We start from the raw sequence: 18855 nt of genomic DNA, 5'->3' as shown, positions 1-18855 counted from the left end.
TCCTTATTGCAGCAGGGCATGGACGCTAGCTGGATACCGTGGCCGCGAAATCCAGCTGCTGGAACTCGAATCCTGCCTGCTGCAGGACTTCGCTGGTGACCTTGCGTCCGGTCAACGCGACCCGGGCGTTGGAGCCCATGACCGCGGCGCCGACCTTCGGAAGCACCGAACCGGTGGGCAGGCCAGGCAACCCGGCGATGGAGCGCAAGGCTGCCATGACCTCGGCATTGCGCAGCGGTTTCGGGCAGGCTGCATGCACCAGGCCGGCAGGGATGGCCGGCTCCTCGAAGCCGAGCAGGCAGCGGATCAGGCGCAACCAGTCTTCCAGCCCGATCCAGCTGAACCACTGCTTGCCATCGCCCATCGGACCGCCCAGGCCGGTATTCACCAGCAGGTTCAGCGGGCCGAGCAGCGGAGCGTCGGGGTGCATCACCAGCGAGGTGCGCAGCAGGTAGCGCTGCTCGGCATTGACCTCGGCCCCGGTGAAGGCCTGTTCCCAGGCGGAGGCGACCCCGGTCATTTCCGGCAGGGCGCGCTGGTCGGTGGGAACCGGGCTGGATTCGGTCAGCTCCTCTTCGCCGGCATCGCCGAAGATCGCGGTGGTGCTGGCCTGGATCCAGGTGGCAAGCTTCGGTGCCGCCGCAGCGGCTTCGGCCAAGGTCTGGGTGGAGGCCACGCGCGAACCGGTGAGCGCCGCCAGGTTTTCCGGGGTGTTGCGCTTGTCGACGCGCTCGCCGGCCAGGTTGACCAGGTGCACCGGATGCTTGCTGGCCAGCACATTGGCCCAGGCACCCTGGTGGACTCCGTCCCAGCTGTACTGCTCGGCAGGGAAACCATCCTCGGGGTTGCGCGTCAGCACCGAAACCGAGAGTCCGCGGCAGACCAGGTCCGCGACCAGGTTGCGGCCGAGGAATCCGCGTCCGCCGGAGATGACCACCTGGGCATCGCGCTTGCGGTGCGCGCTCGGGGCGATGATCCGGTAGAGGCGGGCCGCGGCGATGGCGAAGTCCTTGCACAACGCGTTGGCCACGGTGAATTTGAAGGCGGTGGTGCCCGGGCCGTTGAGCTCAACGGTGAAGCGCAGCACGCAGCCGTGCTCGTGCGGCTCGACTTGCCAGCGCAAGACCATCTCGCCGGCGGGCTGCGGCTGGGTGAACTCCACCATCAGGGTGTCCTGGTTGCGCCGGGTGATGGAACCCGAGGGGGCGGTGCTGCGGTGCAATGGGCCGAAGAGCTTGCCCGGCGGCAGCAGGTCGACCTTGGTGCCCACCCCGCGCTGGTCATCGTGCACGATGAAGCCGTCGAAGCTCTTCATCCACTGCCCGGTCTGCGACAGGTTGCCCACGATCGAGTAGACGGCTTGCGGGTCAGCGGCCAGGAATTGCGACTCGGTGCGCTGCCAGTGCGTGAACTTGCTCGTGGTGCTCATCTTGGAATCGTTCCTTCCAGCTCGGTTGCTCGGGCATAGCTCTAGGCTACTGTGCCCGGTGCGCTTCGGCTGGCAGGAGCTGAAAGCCTGGCCGAACTGTTACACCGGGTCCTGCAAGAGGAAAGCTCCCCTGGCCCGGATGGCCAGGGGAGCTTTGCACGGGAATGACGGCTAGGCGGTGACCTTCGCGCCGACTTCCTGTTCCATTTCGGTGAACTCGGCTTCGATCTCCGCGTTCGGGCGGTAGGTGGCCTTCGAGACCAGCCACGCGACCACCAGGGCGGCGAGGAAGCCCGGAACGATTTCGTACATGGCCGAGGCCAGCACGTCCACGTTGCCCCAGACGAAGACCACGACGGCACCGGTGACCATGCCGGCGAAACCACCCACGGCGGTCAGCTTGCGCCAGTACAGGGCCAGCAGCACGATCGGGCCGAAGGCGCCGCCGAAGCCTGCCCAGGCGAAGGAGACCAGCTCCAGGATCGAGGAGTTCGGGTTCAGCGCCAGCAGCGCGGCGATGATCGCGATCAGCAGCACGCCGCCGCGGCCAAGATTGACCAGCGCCTTCGGCGAGGCCTTGCGGCCAGTGATGTTGTACAGGTCCTCCACCAGTGCGGAGGAGCAGACGATCAGCTGCGAGGACATGGTGGACATGATCGCGGCCAGCACCGCGGCCAGCACCAGACCGGCGATCAGCGGGTGGAAGAAGATCTGGCTGAGCAGCAGGAAGACGGTCTCGCTGCTGGCCTTGTCCAGCGGCTCCTTTGCGAAGTAGGCGACGCCGATGAACGCGGTGGCCACGGCGCCCAGGGTGGTCAGGAACATCCAGCCGATGCCGATGCGTCGTGCGGTCTTGGCCTCGGCGGGGGTGCGCAGCGCCATGAAGCGCACGATGATGTGCGGCTGGCCGAAATAGCCCAGGCCCCAGGCGGCGGTGGAGAAGATGGCCACGGTGGCAAGGATCGCACCGTTGTCATTGAAGGAGGAGAACAGGTTGAAGGCTTCCGGATTCACTGCGGTGATGCGCGAGCCCAGGGTTTCGATATCGCCAATCCGGATCACTGCCACAATCGGCACAGCAATCAGCGCCGCGAACATCAGCACGCCCTGGACCATATCGGTCAGTGAAGCTCCGAGGAAGCCGCCGAACAGGGTGTAGAGCAGGGTGATGACTGCGACGAAGAGCATGCCCGCAAGGTACTGCCAGCCGAAGGATGCCTGGAAGAACTTGCCTGCGGCCACCATGCCCGAGGAGACATAGAAGGTGAAGAACACCAGGATGATCAGCGAGGAGCCGATGCGCAGCAGGTGCGCCTTGTCCTTCAGGCGCTTTTCGAAGAAGCTCGGGATGGTGATGGCGTTCTGCGCGATTGCGGTGTAGGAGCGCAGGCGCGGGGCGACGAACTTCCAGTTCAGCCAGGCGCCGATGAGCAGGCCGATGCCGATCCACGACTCGTGCAGGCCGCCGAGGTAGATGGCGCCGGGCAGGCCCATGAGCAGCCAGCCTGACATGTCGGAGGCGCCGGCGGACAGGGCGGCAACCCAGGGCTTCAGGCCGCGGTCGGCCAGCATGTAGTCGTCAATGTTGTTGGTGCGGCGATATGCAATGTAGCCGATGCCAAGCATCGCGGCCATGTAAATTGCGATCGCAATCATCTGGAAAGTCTGGTCGGACATTTTTCCTCATTACCGTTTGTGCCCGCGGCTATTCCCAGCCGCCAAAGGCGCGGATTTCTGTGGTGCGAGTCACCACTATGGCACTATTTCCCGGGTTTGTCGCCGGGTGCCATTCGGTCTGTGATCTATCTGTTATCTAGTCGACCGTATCGAAGTCTGCAGGTGTAGCCAAAATCGCCGAGTTGCTTGCATCACTCATTCCGGGCTGGGCATGCAGCGATTTGCGTACCGCGCGGATGGCCGGAGACTGGACGGAAGAATGCCGCATGGCGGTGAAGATCGTGCGCTCGGGAGCGCCGGGAAGATCCACCGTGCGCAGCGCGTGGCGCTGGTCGCGCAGCACCAGATCCGGGAGCATCGCCACGGCATTGCCCGAGGCGACAAGCTGCACGTGAGCCTGCAAATCAGCGGTTTCGTAGCGCAGGTCAGGCTCGAACCCGGCCAGCCGGCAGGCCTGCAGCGCCCAGTGCCGGCTGGCGGCCCCGTCGGGCTCGACCACCCAGGGCAGGGATAGGGCATGCTCCAGGTGGTGCACCCGGTCGAATTCGGCGTTCCCGGCTCCGCCTCGCGCCGGCAGGGCCAGGCGGATCGGATCGTGAGTCAGAACACGCCGGTCGAGGTTGTCGTAGTGCGGCGCCGAGTGCCCCGAGTACTGCTCGGCGACCACCAGATCGAAGTTGCGGCTGCTGGTTTCATTCAACGCATCGGCTGGTTCCTGCTGGCTCATTTCCACCCGCAGGTTCGGGTGCTTGGTGCGCAGCTCGCGCAGCACCGGCGGCATGAGACGCAGCATGGCGGTCTGGAAAACTGCCAGCCTGACGGTGCCTGACACCGTGGACATGGCCGCGGACAAATCGGCTTCGGCACGTTCCATCGAGTCGAGCAGCTCTTCGGTGTGGGCCACCAGGATCTGCGCCTGCGGGGTGAGCTTGAGCGTGCGCCCGGTGCGCCGCAGGAGCTCCACCCCGGTTTCCGCTTCCAGCTGGCTCAGCTGCTGCGACACCGAGGAGGGCGAGTAGCTCAGCGCATCGGCCACCTCGGCAATGGTTCCGCGGATATGCAGCTCGCGAAGCAGGCGCAATCTTCTCAGTTCAAGCAAGGTTTTCCCGCCATTCAGTTAATGCGGACTCACGGAGCCCGAATACTTTGGCAAAACCGAACGATTATCTTCGGCTTTGTTCACTTTTGCTTAAGACAATAAGGGTTCATACTCGATCTTGCACACAGCTTTTTCTTGCGCTCCGCCGGCAACGGCCAAACGCCAGGACAAGCCATAACGACATCAGCGTTCGGTGCCGAACCACAAGTACGAATTGCATCGAAGGGACCACCAGTGTCTTTCACCCATACCCAGCAGGCAGTGCCAGCCGCACTGGATGCCGACGGCAACCCGCTCACCTCGCCGGCCGAACTTGCTGACGACGTCATCAAGCTGGTGCGCCGCTGGCTCACCGAAGCCTCCGACTACCCGGTGGATGCCGCCGCCGCCCGCCTGGCCGGCGTGCTCAAGGATCCCAAGGGCCTGGACTTCACCGTGGGCTTCGTCGACGGCGTGATCCGCCCCGAAGACCTGAAGGTCGCGGCGGCCAACCTCAAGCAGCTGGCCCCCATGGTTCCAGGCTTCCTGCCCTGGTACATGCGCAAGGCCGTCGCCGTCGGCGGCGCCCTGGCCCCGGTTATGCCGCAGGTAGTTGTCCCCATCGCCCGCAGGGTCCTGCGCGAAATGGTGGGCCATCTGATCATCGACGCTTCGGATGCCAAGCTCGGCGGCGCGATCTCCAAGATCAAGCGCGAGGGCGTGCACCTGAACGTCAACCTGCTCGGCGAGGCCATCCTCGGCGAAGGCGAAGCCGCCCGCCGGCTGGATGGCACCACCAAGCTGCTTGAACGCGATGACGTGGACTACGTATCGATCAAGGTTTCCTCCACCGTCGCCCCGCACAACCACTGGGCCTTCGACGAAGCAGTGGAGCACATCGTTCAAAAGCTGCAGCCGCTGTACCAGCTGGCTGCCAGCAGCCCGAAGAAGAAGTTCATCAACCTGGACATGGAAGAGTACAAGGACCTGGAGCTGACCATGGCGGTCTTCACCAAGATCCTGTCCAAGCCGGAGTTCAAGGAGCTGCCAGCCGGCATCGTGCTGCAGGCCTACCTGCCCGATGCCCTGGGCGCGATGATCCAGCTGCAGGAATTCTCCGCGGCCCGCGTGGCCGACGGCGGCGCGCCAATCAAGGTCCGCGTGGTCAAGGGCGCCAACCTGCCTATGGAAACCATGGAAGCGGACATCCACGGCTGGCCGCTGGCCACCTGGCACACCAAGCAGGACTCCGACACCAGCTACAAGTCGGTGCTGGAATACGCCCTGCGCCCGGAACATGTGGAGAACATCCGCATCGGCATTGCCGGGCACAACCTCTTCGATGTCGCCCTGGCCTGGCTGCTGGCCAAGTCGCGCAACGTCACCGACGGCATCGAGTTCGAAATGCTGCTGGGCATGGCCACCGGCCAGGCCGAAGCGGTGCGCAAGGAAGTCGGCTCGCTGCTGCTCTACACCCCGGTGGTGCATCCGCAGGAATTCGACGTGGCCATCGCCTACCTGATCCGCCGCCTCGAAGAAGGCGCCAGCCAGGAAAACTTCATGTCGGCAGTCTTCGAGCTGGCCAAGAACGAGGAATTGTTCGAACGCGAGAAGAACCGCTTCCTCGCGTCGCTGGAAACCATGGCCAATGTGGTTCCCGCCCCGCACCGCGTGCAGAACCGCCAGGTCCAGGACCCTGAGCTGGGCGCCCGCGTGGCAGGTTTCGCCGACGGCACCACCAAATTCTTCAACACCCCTGATACCGACCCGGATCTGGCGCAGAACCGTGCCTGGGGACGCGAGATCCTGTCCAAGATGCAGGACTCGCCGCTGGGCAAGGACCTGGTGAAGGGCAATACGCTGAACAGTGCCGGCGAGCTCGACGAAGCCATCGCCATGGGCGTGGATGCCGCCGCCGGCTGGCAGCAGCTGGGCTCGGCCGAGCGTGCGCAGATCCTGCACCGCGCCGGCCTGCTCTTCGAGGAGCGCCGCGCCACCTTGCTGGAGGTGCTGGGCTCCGAATGCGGCAAGACCATCGACCAGGGCGATGTGGAAGTCTCCGAAGCCATCGACTTCGCGCATTACTATGCCGAACTGGGCCGCGAACTGGATGCCGTGGACGGCGCGAAGTTCGTCCCCTCGAAGCTGACCGTGGTGACCCCGCCATGGAACTTCCCGATGGCGATCCCAGCCGGCTCCACGCTCTCGGCGCTGGCTGCCGGGTCCGCGGTGATCATCAAGCCTGCCACCCAGGCCGCCCGTGTGGGTGCCGTCATGGTGCAGTGCCTGTGGGATGCCGGGGTGCCCAAGGACGTGCTGCAGCTGGTCTTCGTGGGCGACCGCTCGCTGGGCCAGCAGCTGGTTGCCGATGAGCGCGTTGACCGCCTGATCCTCACCGGCGGCTACGAGACCGCCGAGCTGTTCCGCTCCTTCCGCAAGGACCTGCCGCTGCTGGCCGAAACCTCCGGTAAGAACGCCATCATCGTCACCCCGAACGCGGACCTGGACCTGGCCGCCCGCGATGTCGTGGCCTCGGCCTTCGGGCACGCCGGCCAGAAGTGCTCGGCCGCCTCGCTGGTGGTGCTGGTGGGTTCGGTGGCCGAATCCCGCCGCTTCAACAACCAGCTGATCGACGCGGTGAAGTCGCTGAAGGTCGGCTACCCGTGGAACCCGGAATCGCAGATGGGCCCGCTGATCGGCGAGCCGGGCGAGAAGCTCAAGCGCGGTTTGACCACCCTGGGCGCCGGGGAGCGCTGGGCCATCGAGCCGAAGCAGCTCGATGATTCGGGCAAGCTCTACTCGCCGGGCGTGCGCTACGGCGTGGCCCGCGGCAGCGAATACCACAAGACCGAATACTTCGGTCCGATCCTCGGCGTGATGACCGCCGCTACGCTGGAAGAAGCGGTAGAGATTGTCAACGAGGTGGACTACGGACTGACCTCGGGCCTGCACTCGCTGGATTCGGCGGAGATGGGCTACTGGCTGGAGAACATCCAGGCGGGCAACATCTACGCCAACCGCGGCATCACCGGCGCCATCGTGCAGCGCCAGCCATTTGGCGGCTGGAAGAAGTCGGCCATCGGCGCAGGCACCAAAGCCGGCGGACCGAACTACCTGGTCGGCATGGGCTCGTGGGCCGATGCCCCGGCCAAGCAGGGCGCGGCGCTCTCGGCCTTCGACGAACGCCTGCTGAACACCGCCGAACTGGAAGCCGATCAGGCGCAGTGGCTGCGCTCCGCGCTGGCCAGCGACAAGCTGTGGTGGAACAACGAGTTCAACCAGGCCAAGGACCGCTCGGGCCTGCTCGCAGAACGCAACATCCTGCGCTACCGTCCGGTCGATGTGACCGTGCGCTTCGAGGAAGCCACCAGCGGCCACGGCCTGGCCGAGGCGCTGCGCGTCATCGCCGCCGGCGTCACCGCAGGGTCCCGCGTGCTCTTCTCCGCTGATGAGCCACTGCCGCTAGGCGTGCGCAACCTGCTGGCAGAGAACTCGGTCACCGTGGTGCGCGAGGATGCCGCGGCCTTCGCCGCCCGCGCGGCGAAGCTGGCTGCGAAGACCGGCCCGGATTCCGCTGCCCGCATCCGCCTGATCGGCGGCTCGGTGAAGGCGGTTGCCGAGGCGACCAACGGCAAACCGGACGTGGCCGTCTATGCTTCTCCGGTAACCGCTGCCGGGCGTGTGGAAATGCTTCCGTTCCTGCATGAGCAGGCGGTATCCATTACCGCGCACCGCTTCGGCACCCCTAATCACCTCAGCGATGAGTTGATCTAGCGAGTAAGCACATATGGCTGTGGCCAGCATCCAGGTGAATGGATGCTGGCCACAGCCTTTTTCTTGAGAACTATCTACTTCTTGCGTTCCTTGAGCTTGGCGGCCAGGAAATCGGCCGCGGCGGCGAGCAGCGCAGGAACAAGGTAGCGCGCCAAGGTCGCCAGGGTGAAGGCGAAGACGGATCCGCTGGCTGAACCTGCAACCGACAGGGCAACGAAGCCCAGGCCCACCGCGGAGAGCAGGCCGACAATCCAGCCGGCGAGCTTGCGCGGACGCAGGATGAACCAGCCGGCCAGCGACAGCACCGGGAGCACGATGCCCCACACGGTGAAGTAGCCGGTGTACATGCCGGTCAGATCCAGCGCGGAGACCAGGAACCAGTCGCCGTACTCCACGGTGTCCAGCACTGGCAGCTTCAGCAGGATGTCCAGGACCAGCGACAGCAGGACCAGCAGCATCGCGAAGATCTTCGTGTCCTTGCGTGCTTCGAGCAGCCAGAAGCTGCCGATCGCCACGAGCCTGATCACCCAGAGGGCAATCAGCGAGAACAGGCTGCCACCGGTGACATAGTCGGCGGTGGACAGCAGCGTGGATCCGGTAATGCCAACGATCAGCACCAGCCAGACAATGATCAGGCGGGCCGGCAGATGCAACAGTGGTTTTTCTTTGCTCACTTGTTCAAGTCTAGTGACGCTGGCTGTGCAACGTCTTGGTCTCGCTTCGCTGGTGTACCGATTAGTAGGCCACTGGAATGGCTAGGATGACTTGCATGGCGCGTACATTCACTCTGATCCAATTGCGGTATTTCATTGAAGTGGCTCGATTCGAGAACATGCGCGCCGCAGCGGCATCCCTGAATGTTTCACAATCTACTTTGTCAGCCTCGATCAACCATTTGGAACGCGACTTAGGCGTGCAGTTGTTCCTGCGTTTGCCAAACCGTGCCTTGAACTTGTCCGAGGAAGGGAAACGACTTGTGGCCGGCGCCCGGAACCTTCTGGAAAGCGCGGAGATTTTGCACTCGTCATTAAGTGGAGCGAGCCATGAACTGGGCGGAAAGCTGCGCGTCGGAATTTTCGCGCCGTTGGCACCATTCGTTGCACCGCGGTTGCTTGCGGAATTCAAAGCGAAGTACCCCGGTATTGAATTGCAATTCCTCGAAGGCGAGCAGCAACAAGTCCTTGATGCCTTGCGTAAGGGGGAGTGCGAAATAGCGCTCATGTATGACCTCGGAGTCGGAGCGGAATTTTCAATGGAGCAGGTCGACGGACTAGGTGCCCACGTCATCGTGGCCCAAGAGCATCCGCTCGCTCAAGGCAACGGAACTGTGTCTCTCAAGGACATAGTTGACCAGCCGCTGGTTCTGCTTGATCAAGAACATTCAAGGGAGTACTTCCTCAAGCTTTTTTCTTCATTGGGGCTGCAACCGAATGTGGCTTATTGGGTTTCTGGATATGAGACCGTCCGGTCCTATGTGGCCATGGGTTTGGGATACTCGGTTCTCAATCGGCGGCTGCCGCATGACCTGACCTATACCGGCAAGTCCGTAGTGCCACTGCAAATCAGTGATCCGGTCATTCCAATTTCCATTGTGGTTGCCTATCCGAAGGAAGTGCTGATGACGCGAAAAGCACGAGCGTTTGCGGACCTGGCGGGCGAGATACTGAACGACGGGTAATTGCTGATCGTTTTTGACGATCAAGCTAATAAATCTTTTGCGTTGGACGATATGGCGTGGATCACAGATCGTTGACTACTAAGAAGCCGGACTGCTCGTCCGCTCCTTCCACAGCAGCTTCCCGAGGATTCGGCGGAGCTTAGCCCGAAAGAAGGCAGACTCGTGACCCTGAACAGCATTGATGCCAGCGCTGTGCCGTCGACGGCGCAAACCGACATGAAACAGAAACGTCGAGTGCTGGCCGGCGGCAGCATCGGCCAATTCATCGAATTCTACGATTTCACACTCTACGGATTGTCGGCAGTCACGCTGTCCGCACTCTTCTTCCCTTCAGAAAGCCCGCTGGCTGGCCTGCTCGCGACCTTCGCGACCTTCGGCGTCGCCTTTTTCGTTCGGCCACTGGGTGGCATGTTCTTCGGAGTACTTGGAGACAAGATCGGCCGGCGCAAGGTCCTGTTCATCACGTTGATGACGATCGGACTGGCGACGTTCGCAATCGGACTGCTGCCGACGTTCGCGCAAATTGGTGCTCTGGCTCCGGTACTTCTGGTTTTGTGCCGACTGATCCAGGGATTCTCGGCCGGCGGCGAATCTGTCGGTGCACCAGCATTCGTCTTCGAGCATGCACCGATGGACAGACGTGGCTTCTGGCTGAACATCACCCTAGCGGCTACAGCCCTGCCGTCGGTGCTAGGCGGCACCTTGATTCTGGCGCTGTCCACGACAATGGATCCTGCGAACTTCGAGTCCTATGGCTGGCGCATACCATTCCTGCTCGCCCTCCCTCTAGCACTTTTCGGCCTTTGGATTCGGTCCAAGACCGAAGAATCTGAGGCATTCCAGCAGGTGCTCAAGAAGAACGAGCACAAGGAATACAGCCCCTTGCGCCAGACCTTCGCCCAGAACAAGCTTCGGATGGTTCAGGTCATCTTCGTCATGGCGCTGACTGCAATGGGTTTCTATTTCCTTTCCGGATACTTCGTCTCCTATGTCCAGGTAACCGGAAACCTGAGTTTGGAAATGTCCTTGGTAGCCAACGCCGTAGCGATGGCCAGCTACGCTGTTCTGCTTCCTATCGGCGGACGGTTCGGTGACCGCTTTGGACGCAAGCCGATGCTCATCGCAGGTTCAGCGGCGCTCATGATACTCAGTGTTCCATGCTTCATGCTGGTCACCAGCGGCTCGCTGACCCTGGCAATTATCGGCCAACTGCTCTTTGTGATCCCCATGTGCATCTACGGTGGCGGTTGCTACACCTTCTTCGTCGAAATCTTCACTACTCGAACCCGGTACACCTCCTCTGCCATCAGCTACAACGTTGCCTATGCGATCTTTGGCGGTACAGCACCATTTGTCGGAACCTGGCTAGTGTCGGGCACCGGGATTGCGATGATCCCAGGTGTGTACATGGCCGGAGCCGCATTGGTCGTGCTATGCCTGCTGGTTTTCACACCCGTGCCAGAAACCCACCCCTTATACGCAAAGTCTTCTCCAACCACGGGCCAGTAAGACATCGAACTTTGTAACACAGAAAGGAATTCACCATGCATAACGAATTTCTCGTTGACTTCCACCACGTTGCCGAATTCGGTGCAACTGACAAAAACGGTGTTGATCGGCAGGCAGCAACGCCCGAGGACAAGCTGAGTCGGGATTGGTTCGCGCAATTCACTAAAAAACAGGGCTGGGAACTTCGTGTCGACACTATTGGCAATATGTTCGCCTTGATCGAACTGACGCCAGGCGCCCCGTATGTACTGCTGGGATCGCATTTGGATTCCCAACCATTGGGCGGACGCTTCGATGGGGCCTACGGAGTCATTGCAGGCCTGCACGCTGCCAAGGCCATCGAGTCACGGCTGAAATCGGAATTCCAGCAGCCAGTCTTCAACATCGGGGTAGTCAATTGGTTCAATGAAGAAGGCGGCCGCTTCGCCCCGTCAATCATGGGCTCGTCGGTGTTCGTTGGCTCCATGGACGAACAGCAGATGCTCGAAACCCGCGATCTGGAGGGAGTCAGCGTAGCAGAAGCCCTCGAGGCCATTGGATACCTCGGCCGCGATGTACGTCCAGAAGTGGCAGGCTACGCGGAGATCCATATTGAACAGGGACGCATCCTGGAACGAGAATCGATCAACATCGGAGCCGTCGACTTCTCGTGGCACACGCAGAAGCTGGACGTCGAGGTGCTCGGGGAACAATCCCATACCGGTGCAACGGCCATGGCCGATCGACATGACGCACTCGTGGCTGCGAGCAAGGTGATCTTGAAAGTCCACGATGTTGTCGAGCACTTTGCAGAGGGCAGTATCGTGTCCTCGGTCGGGCAAATGACGTTGGAACCGAATTCTCCAATTGTTGTTGCCCGTCGAGTCCACTTGGTTGCTGATCTTCGAGCCGAGGAGAAAACGGACGTCCTGCGGGCGCGAGAGATTCTGATTGAGCAAATTGCGGAGATCGCCCGCGAAAACGACATACGGATCAACGTCAATGATTTCGACGTTCGCGAGATTCAGTACTATCCAGAATCCGGGCTAGAACTAGCCGAGAAAGCGACCGCTAATCTGGGCAAGAGCGTGCGCCGTATCCGCACGATGGCTGGACATGACTCGGTAGCTATGAACCGCATCGTACCGACGGTCATGCTGTTCATTCCTTCAGTCGACGGTGTCAGCCATTGCGAGCGCGAATTCTCTACTGACGACGACATGATTCATGGGTTGGAAGTCCTCACCGAAGTCGGGTGGGAAATGATCTTTGGTGCCTTGGAAGAGAACGCATCGCTAGCTAGCAATGAGAACGACGTGATTCAGGGGATCTCCGCATGAAGCATGAACTAGCTTTCCTCAGCGCAACAGAACAATTGTCAGCTTTCAGGAATGGGGACTTCACTCCTACGGAGGTGCTTGAAGCACAGCTTGAATTGGTCACTGCCGACCGGGAGCGCAAGGACGAGAGAATCAACGCGCTGTCCGAAATTATGGAAACCGAAGCTCGTGCGGGAGCTGCCGTTGCCACGGAAACGTATGCCAAGTCCCGTCGGGCAAAACACGCGCAGCAACTGCCGCCATTGCTTGGCATCAGTGTCGTGGCCAAGGAGAAACACGGACTTGCGGGACGCAGCCTTTCGATGGGGCTGCTTTCCCAGAAGCACGCTGTTGCTGAATCAGACCATCCGATCATCGAACGGCTGCGGGCAGCTGGAGCCATCCTCCACGGGCGTGCTACTAGTCCCGAATTCAGCTGCGCTACGGTAACGCACTCGCCGATCTGGGGAGTCACGCGTAACCCCTGGAACCCCCAAATGTCACCAGGCGGTTCTTCTGGCGGATCGGGGGCAGCGTTGGCGGCGGGCTTCTCCACGTTGGCTACCGCTTCCGACATTGCAGGGTCGACCCGTATCCCGGCGGCTTTTACCGGAACCGTCGGGTATAAGGCACCATACGGAAGGATTCCCGGGGCTGGGGAACTGGCCTCTGATCGCTACCGAGGCGATGGGCCGATGGGGCGAACCGTCACCGATGTCCTGCTCATGTCATCTATTATCAGCGGAACGCACCCTGCCGATTCGAACTCATGGGGACCGAATAATCAGAGCCCACTGACTGAAGAGGCGTCCTTGGCCGAATTGAGGATTGGCATATCCCTGGAGCTGGGCAATTATCCTGTAAGCCAAACGGTGGCCGAGGCGTTCTCCTCGACAATCCAGCAGCTGCAGGACCTGGGCGCGAACATTGTAGAAGTAGACTTGCCATGGACGACTGATCAAGTGAGGGAAACAAGCTTTGCCCACTTCGGACAAATTCTTGCGCCAGCGATGGCCCAGATCATCGGCGATTCACAAGCTCCGAGAGCCGCCTATACCGACCGGTTCATTGCCGACGCCATGGCCCACGCAGAATCAATGTCGATGATCGATTCCCTGCGCTTGGATGCACTGTTCAATCAGCAATTGAATACGGCTATGTCTGAAGTAGACGTCCTGCTTTGCCCTACGAATGCAGTCGACTGGCTACGGGCTGACGGGGACTATCTGGATGGGCTCTCGATATCAGGTCGGCAGTTGAAGCATTATTGGGAAGGGCATATGACCAGTCCTTTCAACATCGCCAATCATCGCCCGGTGATGAATCTTCCGTGCGGCGTGGGTGAGGCCAACATTCCGATTGGCTTGCAGATCGTCGGCCAGCCGTGGGATGAAAAGACCGTATTCCAAATGGCTCTCGCAATGGAACGAATTATCCAATTTTCAAATGGCAATCCATACCCAGCATTGGCCGGAACGCTGACCAGGTAATAGAAGGGAAGGTGGGAACCAGTTCACGGAACCGGTTCCCACCTTTTCTTCACCGGCTCAGACCTCGAGCTTCAGTGCCTTGCGCAAGGTCAGCGCGCCACCGGTGTGCATTACCGCCCGGCGGTAGATCCGCTCCGCGAACAGCAAGACGAGCCAGCAGGCGGCCAGCAGGATGGCCAGGGAAAGCACCGGTTCCCAGATCGCTACTTCGCCGGAGAGCAGGCGGATGGGCATCGCCGCCGAGGAGACGATGGGAATGTACGAAGCGACCACCAGGAAGCTGCCCTTGGCATACAACCCGATGAACAGCACCGCCATCAACAGCCCTACCACCGGCCCGCTGGACTGCTGCAGATCCTCGGTGCGGGTAGCCAAGGACCCCAGGGCCGCCCAGATCCCGGCCAGGAGCAGGAAGCCGCCGAAGAAGAACACCACGAACCATCCGGCCACCTGGGTGACGATTCCGAGGAACGGGATCTGGATCGGGGAAATGTAGGCGGCCAGCAAGCCGATGCTGAGGAAGGCCAGCAGCTGGAGCATCGCCAGAATGACATTGCCGATGATTTTTCCTGCCAGCAGCTGGCGCAGGCGGATGGTGCTGGCCAGGATCTCGACCACGCGGTTCTGCTTTTCCTCAATCACCGAATTGGCTATGGGCATGCCGAAGAGGAACGCCGCCATGTAGAAGAGGAAGGAGAAGACCAGTCCCATGACACTGGCCATCGCCGCCCGTTCGGAGTCGCCGTGAAGCTGGTCGGTGACCAAGTCGTCATTATCGGGCAGGCTGGATGATTCCAGTCCGGCCTCGGCGAGTAGTTGATCGGTCATCACCGATTTCATCGCCTCGCGGACCAGGGAGCTGAGCTCCTGGTCAACCTCGTTGAAACCGGTCAACGTGAATTCCTGTGCGTCATCCGAAGCGGACAAGATGGCGCTCAGCTGCTCGGCGGAGAGCTGCTGCTTGGCATTCTCTGGAGTAAGCCGTGAAATGCTCAATTCCACATCGTCGGGGCGATCCTTGATCACCTGCTCCAGCACCTGGTAACTCGTATCGTCGGTGGCTGCCACGGTGAAATGCGAGGTGCGATTGCCCAGGACGCCGGTAATGGCCACCGAGCCGACGATGAACAGCAAGGTCACGATGGTGCTGATGATGAAGGCCTTGTCGCGCAGCTTCGTTTCGACTTCGCGCAGGGCAACGATGAGCCATGGGGCTGTGGAAGCGTTCACTTGATGATCTCCCGGTAGATGTCGGCCAGCGAAGGGCGGTGGACCGCGAACTCTGCCACCGGGCCGCGGCTCATGGCGGTGGCCAGCACGCGTTGGGCATCTGATTCGGAATCGAAATTCACCAAAGCCTCGTGGCCCGAAATATCGATGACGGTGACGCCAGGTTCGCTGCGCAGCCACCCGGTGTCGGAACCCAGGGAGAGCCGGTGGCGGGAAGCCTGGGTTGCACGGAGCTCATCAGCCGAGGAATCAGCCAGGATCCTGCCGTCCTGGATGATCACCAGATGATCCACTAGCACATCGAGCAGATCCAGCTGATGCGACGAGAAGAGCACCGGAACGCCGCGCGCCGCATAGTCGCGCAAGATCGAACTCATCGCATCAACGGCGATGGGGTCGAGGCCGCTGAAGGGTTCGTCGAGGATGAGCACATCGGGTTGGTGCAGCAGTGCCGCGGTGACCTGCACGCGTTGCTGGTTGCCCAGGGACAGCGATTCGAGCTTCGACTTGGCTCGGTCATCGAGTCCGAAGCGGGCCAGCAGTTCCATGGCGCGTTTGCGCGCACCGGAGCGGGAGAGGCCATGCAGCTGTCCGAGGTAGACCAGCTGGTCGATGACGGGCTGCTTGGGATACAGGCCGCGCTCTTCGGGCATGTAGCCGAAGTTGGGGCGCGTAGCCCCGGTCAGCGGCTGGCCGTTGAGCGTCACGGAACCCGAATCGGCGCTGAGCAATCCCATGATGATGCGCATGGTGGTGGTCTTGCCGGCACCATTGGCGCCGACGAATCCGGTCAGCGCCCCGCCCGGTACGGTGAAGCTGATGTCGTTCAAGACTGGATTCTGCGCGAATGACCGCGACACATGATGAAGCTCAAGCATGCTTTCCTCTGCCAGATATTGTTCCTGGTCATCAGCTTAGGAAAAGACGGAGCATTTGCGCTCCCTCTGGGGAATGAAACTATTGGATGAGTCCGGCGCGGTGGGCGAAGAGGACACCCTGCACCCGGTCACGCAGGTGCAGTTTTGCCAACAGGTTGGACAGGTGGGTCTTCACCGTGGCTTCAGACAGCGAGAGCACCGCAGCGATTTCCTGGTTGTTCTTGCCCTGGGCCAGCTCGGACAGGACCTGGCGTTCGCGTTCGGTGAGCGTCTCAAGCCGTTGCGCTTCGGCAGATGGCTCTGCCGAATCCGCGCCAGCGCCAGCCCTGGTGCCACGCTGGATGAGCTTCAGCGTGACTTCGGGGGAGAGCAGGCCATGGCCGGCGGCGACCTGGTGCACAGCGGTGACCAGCATTTCAGGTTCGGCATTCTTCAGCAGGAAACCGCTGGCGCCGGCATCCATGGCGTCAAAGAGGTAGTCGTCGCGGTTGAAGGTGGTCAGCACGATGACCTTGGTCTGCGTGGTGCTGGCGATGAGCTTGGTGGCTTCGATGCCGTCCATCTGCGGCATCTGGATATCCATCAGCGCCACCGTGGGATTCAGCTCGCGGACCAGGTCCAGGCCCGCTTGGCCGTTCTCTGCCGTGCCGATGACCTGGATCTGCGGGTCGGTTTGCAAGATCAATTTCAGCGACGACAGGATCAGGGACTGATCGTCGCAGATCACCACGGTAATTTTGCTCATGATGACAGTGTAGTTGCCGCGTCGGACACCACCCGCAACCGGGCTCGGGTGCGCCAGCCGTGCGGAATGCGCGGGCCGATTTCCACCAGCCCGTGATGCAGCTTGGCGCGTTCGCGGATGCCGCGCAGGCCGTAGCCGCCTCCGGCTGAATCAGGCCGGGGACGGCCGCTGTCGGTGACTTCGACTTCTACCCATGCGCCCTCCGCATCGGTTCCCGAACGCAGCGACAGGGTGGCGGTGCGGGCAGTGGAATGCGTACGGACATTGGCCAAGGCCTCGCCGCTGATGCGGTAGAGCGCGAGCGACAGGCCGGCTGGCAGGGAAGAAATGAAACCGGGCTGGTGCTCATCGCACGAGAGCTGGATGCCCAGTCCCTGCCGCTCATTCGTGGCGATCAGCTCGTCGAGCTGCGCCATGGACGGTTCGGGGTTCCGTGCGCCCTCGGCCGAGCCCGGCACATCATCCGGGTCGTCATGTTCGCGCAATACGCCCAGCAGGGCCCGTGTTTCGCTGACCGCGCTGCGCGCCGAGGATTCGATGCCGCGCATCAGCTCGATTGACTGCTGGGGATCCCGGTCATGCACCATGCGGGCGGCCGAAGCCTGGACGCCCACCGAGGCGATGTGGTGGGCGATGACATCGTGCAATTCGCGGGCAATGCGCAGCCGTTCCTGGTTGACCGCGCGGTCTGCCAGCTGCTGGGACTGCTCGGCAATGCGCTGCGCCTGGATTTCGACGATCTGGCTGGCATAGGCATTGGTCCAGCTGACCATGCCAAGGAAGATCGCACCTCCGAAGAACATCAGGTTCATCAGCAGGTTGTAGAGGACGAAGGCCGTGGTTGTGGGCAGGACGCCTGCCGGTTCTTCGACCATGGAGGTGCCGGTCGCCTTGAACAGGTCCGAGGAGAAGAAGGAAATGATCAGCCAGGTGGCCATGAACAACAGCACCACGCTCATTGCCGTCCACAGGCCCCGGCGGTTCTTCGACCAGGTAACCGCCGTGTAGATGCCAATGAAATAGGCCAGCTGGGCGCAGAGTTCCATGCCGACCCGGTAGGTGTTCTCGTTACCTGCGCCGAAGAAGGCAGCCGAGCCGATGAGCATCATCGAAATCGGCCAGCGCCGGCGGAACATCAGCGGCACGATCAAGGACGCCAGCACCAGGTAGGAGAGCAGGCGATCTGGCGCGTCCTCCCGTTCGGTCAGGGACTGCATGAGTTCGTGCATGGCCAGCGCCAGCAGCAGGAAGCCCGCGGCAACGATCACATCTCGGCGCAGTCCCTTCCGATCGGGAGCGGGGCGTTCCCAATCCACCGGAGGCAGCGTGGGGAGCCGACGGTGAACTAGCTCGGGCAGTCGGCGCATGATGTTCCTTGTTTGTTGCGTTGGCCAGGCATTGGAACCGATTTTACCGTTTTGCGCTGTTCCGGGCATGAGCCTGGAGGCTTAGTCTCGATGCTGAGCTGGGAAGGACATGATCTAGGAATAAAGGTTACTAACGAGTAATGTGATGGTATGCACATGATTTTCCGAATTCTCATGGTCTACCTGAAAAGCAAGAAGGCTTCCAAGCTGACCTTGTTCGACACCAGCTCAGTGGACATGCGCGCCACGCTGACCGATATCGACTTTGCCGGCCACATCAACAACGGCATGTACTTCTCCATCTTCGACCTCGGGCGTTTCGATCTGATGTTCCGCTCAGGCGTCTGGGACATCATGTCCAAGAACAAGTGGGTTCCGGTCGTGCAGACCGAGACCGTCACCTTCCGCAAGTCGGTCCGCCTGGGAACCAAGTTCTCGCAGGAAACCCGGCTGATCGGCATGGACGACAAGTGCATCTACTTCGAGCAGCGCATCGTGGTGAAGGGCGAGATCTACGCCCGCGCCTACATTGCCACCCGCATGACCTCGAAAAAGGGCGCGGTGCCCAATGAGGAAATCCTGGCAGCTGTCGGCTTGGAAATGCCAGAAGACCTGGTCCTGCCTCAATGGCTGCACCAATGGCGAGAGGACGGTGCGCTGCCCAGCACCCGCAAGCCCGCCCCGCATAACTGGATCCGCTGA

The 18855-nt window shown here is 61.5% G+C and carries 14 protein-coding genes; 6 read left to right on the top strand and 8 right to left on the bottom strand.

The genetic code is table 11. The features are described 5' to 3' along the window. Nucleotides 1-25: 25 nt before the first annotated feature. The 3 genes from F0M17_RS13230 to F0M17_RS13220 all read right to left on the bottom strand — a co-directional run bounded on the left by F0M17_RS13230 (nt 26) and on the right by F0M17_RS13220 (nt 4205). Nucleotides 26-1429, bottom strand: coding sequence for an NAD-dependent epimerase/dehydratase family protein (locus F0M17_RS13230; protein ID WP_149597269.1), 1404 nt, complete (start codon nt 1427-1429; stop codon nt 26-28). 171 nt (nt 1430-1600) lie between these two features. Continuing rightward, nucleotides 1601-3106, bottom strand: coding sequence for a sodium/proline symporter PutP (gene putP, locus F0M17_RS13225; protein WP_149597268.1), 1506 nt, complete (start codon nt 3104-3106; stop codon nt 1601-1603). A gap of 136 nt (nt 3107-3242) precedes the next feature. Next, nucleotides 3243-4205 (bottom strand): LysR family transcriptional regulator, encoded by a 963-nt coding sequence (locus F0M17_RS13220; protein WP_038991612.1) that lies wholly within the window; start codon nt 4203-4205, stop codon nt 3243-3245. 234 nt (nt 4206-4439) lie between these two features. On the opposite strand from F0M17_RS13220, the gene F0M17_RS13215 reads away from it, so the two are divergent. Then, on the top strand, nt 4440-7958 hold the full coding sequence (locus tag F0M17_RS13215; RefSeq protein WP_149597267.1) for a bifunctional proline dehydrogenase/L-glutamate gamma-semialdehyde dehydrogenase: 3519 nt from the start codon (nt 4440-4442) through the stop codon (nt 7956-7958). A 74-nt stretch (nt 7959-8032) separates the two neighbouring features. Here F0M17_RS13215 and F0M17_RS13210 read toward each other — a convergent pair whose 3' ends face one another. Continuing rightward, nucleotides 8033-8632, bottom strand: a complete 600-nt coding sequence (locus F0M17_RS13210; RefSeq protein ID WP_149597266.1) for a hypothetical protein — start codon at nt 8630-8632, stop codon at nt 8033-8035. Between the two features lie 95 nt (nt 8633-8727). Here F0M17_RS13210 and F0M17_RS13205 point away from each other — a divergent pair, with 95 nt between their 5' ends. From F0M17_RS13205 to F0M17_RS13190, 4 genes are all read left to right on the top strand, one after another. Continuing rightward, entirely contained in the window at nt 8728-9636 is a 909-nt protein-coding gene (locus F0M17_RS13205; RefSeq protein ID WP_149597265.1) for a LysR substrate-binding domain-containing protein, read from the top strand. A 162-nt stretch (nt 9637-9798) separates the two neighbouring features. Further along, complete coding sequence (locus F0M17_RS13200; RefSeq protein ID WP_246857064.1) at nt 9799-11145, top strand: MFS transporter; 1347 nt, start codon at nt 9799-9801, stop codon at nt 11143-11145. Nucleotides 11146-11180: 35 nt separating this feature from the next. After that, entirely contained in the window at nt 11181-12464 is a 1284-nt protein-coding gene (locus F0M17_RS13195; RefSeq protein ID WP_121867283.1) for a M20 family metallo-hydrolase, read from the top strand. Further along, nucleotides 12461-13933, top strand: a complete 1473-nt coding sequence (locus F0M17_RS13190) for an amidase (protein ID WP_149597264.1) — start codon at nt 12461-12463, stop codon at nt 13931-13933. Before F0M17_RS13195 ends, F0M17_RS13190 begins: the two co-directional genes overlap by 4 nt. A gap of 57 nt (nt 13934-13990) precedes the next feature. Here F0M17_RS13190 and F0M17_RS13185 read toward each other — a convergent pair whose 3' ends face one another. The 4 genes from F0M17_RS13185 to F0M17_RS13170 all read right to left on the bottom strand — a co-directional run bounded on the left by F0M17_RS13185 (nt 13991) and on the right by F0M17_RS13170 (nt 18153). Next, the gene (locus F0M17_RS13185) at nt 13991-15163 is read right to left on the bottom strand and encodes an ABC transporter permease (RefSeq protein ID WP_149597263.1); all 1173 of its coding nucleotides are present in this window, start codon (nt 15161-15163) and stop codon (nt 13991-13993) included. Continuing rightward, on the bottom strand, nt 15160-16041 hold the full coding sequence (locus F0M17_RS13180) for an ABC transporter ATP-binding protein (protein ID WP_149597262.1): 882 nt from the start codon (nt 16039-16041) through the stop codon (nt 15160-15162). The genes F0M17_RS13185 and F0M17_RS13180 overlap by 4 nt, the downstream gene beginning before the upstream one ends. Before the next feature lie 79 nt (nt 16042-16120). Next, complete coding sequence (locus tag F0M17_RS13175) at nt 16121-16786, bottom strand: response regulator transcription factor (protein ID WP_128469126.1); 666 nt, start codon at nt 16784-16786, stop codon at nt 16121-16123. Then, nucleotides 16783-18153, bottom strand: coding sequence for a sensor histidine kinase (locus F0M17_RS13170; RefSeq protein ID WP_168202023.1), 1371 nt, complete (start codon nt 18151-18153; stop codon nt 16783-16785). Before F0M17_RS13170 ends, F0M17_RS13175 begins: the two co-directional genes overlap by 4 nt. A gap of 150 nt (nt 18154-18303) precedes the next feature. On the opposite strand from F0M17_RS13170, the gene F0M17_RS13165 reads away from it, so the two are divergent. Continuing rightward, the gene (locus F0M17_RS13165) at nt 18304-18855 is read left to right on the top strand and encodes a thioesterase family protein (protein ID WP_121867277.1); all 552 of its coding nucleotides are present in this window, start codon (nt 18304-18306) and stop codon (nt 18853-18855) included.

The organism is Glutamicibacter sp. ZJUTW (assembly GCF_008370855.1).
Classification (GTDB): Bacteria; Actinomycetota; Actinomycetes; order Actinomycetales; family Micrococcaceae; genus Glutamicibacter; species Glutamicibacter nicotianae.
The sequence above is the reverse complement of the archived record's forward strand: the minus strand, read 5'-3'. Positions and strand labels throughout refer to the sequence as shown.

Coding starts and splice junctions, on each gene's coding strand:
- F0M17_RS13180 (WP_149597262.1), bottom strand. CDS start 16,041: ATGCTTGAGCTTCATCATGTGTCGCGGTCATTCGCGCAGAATCCAGTC.
- F0M17_RS13165 (WP_121867277.1), top strand. CDS start 18,304: ATGCACATGATTTTCCGAATTCTCATGGTCTACCTGAAAAGCAAGAAG.
- F0M17_RS13205 (WP_149597265.1), top strand. CDS start 8,728: ATGGCGCGTACATTCACTCTGATCCAATTGCGGTATTTCATTGAAGTG.
- F0M17_RS13170 (WP_168202023.1), bottom strand. CDS start 18,153: ATGCGCCGACTGCCCGAGCTAGTTCACCGTCGGCTCCCCACGCTGCCT.
- F0M17_RS13195 (WP_121867283.1), top strand. CDS start 11,181: ATGCATAACGAATTTCTCGTTGACTTCCACCACGTTGCCGAATTCGGT.
- F0M17_RS13175 (WP_128469126.1), bottom strand. CDS start 16,786: ATGAGCAAAATTACCGTGGTGATCTGCGACGATCAGTCCCTGATCCTG.
- F0M17_RS13190 (WP_149597264.1), top strand. CDS start 12,461: ATGAAGCATGAACTAGCTTTCCTCAGCGCAACAGAACAATTGTCAGCT.
- F0M17_RS13230 (WP_149597269.1), bottom strand. CDS start 1,429: ATGAGCACCACGAGCAAGTTCACGCACTGGCAGCGCACCGAGTCGCAA.
- putP (WP_149597268.1), bottom strand. CDS start 3,106: ATGTCCGACCAGACTTTCCAGATGATTGCGATCGCAATTTACATGGCC.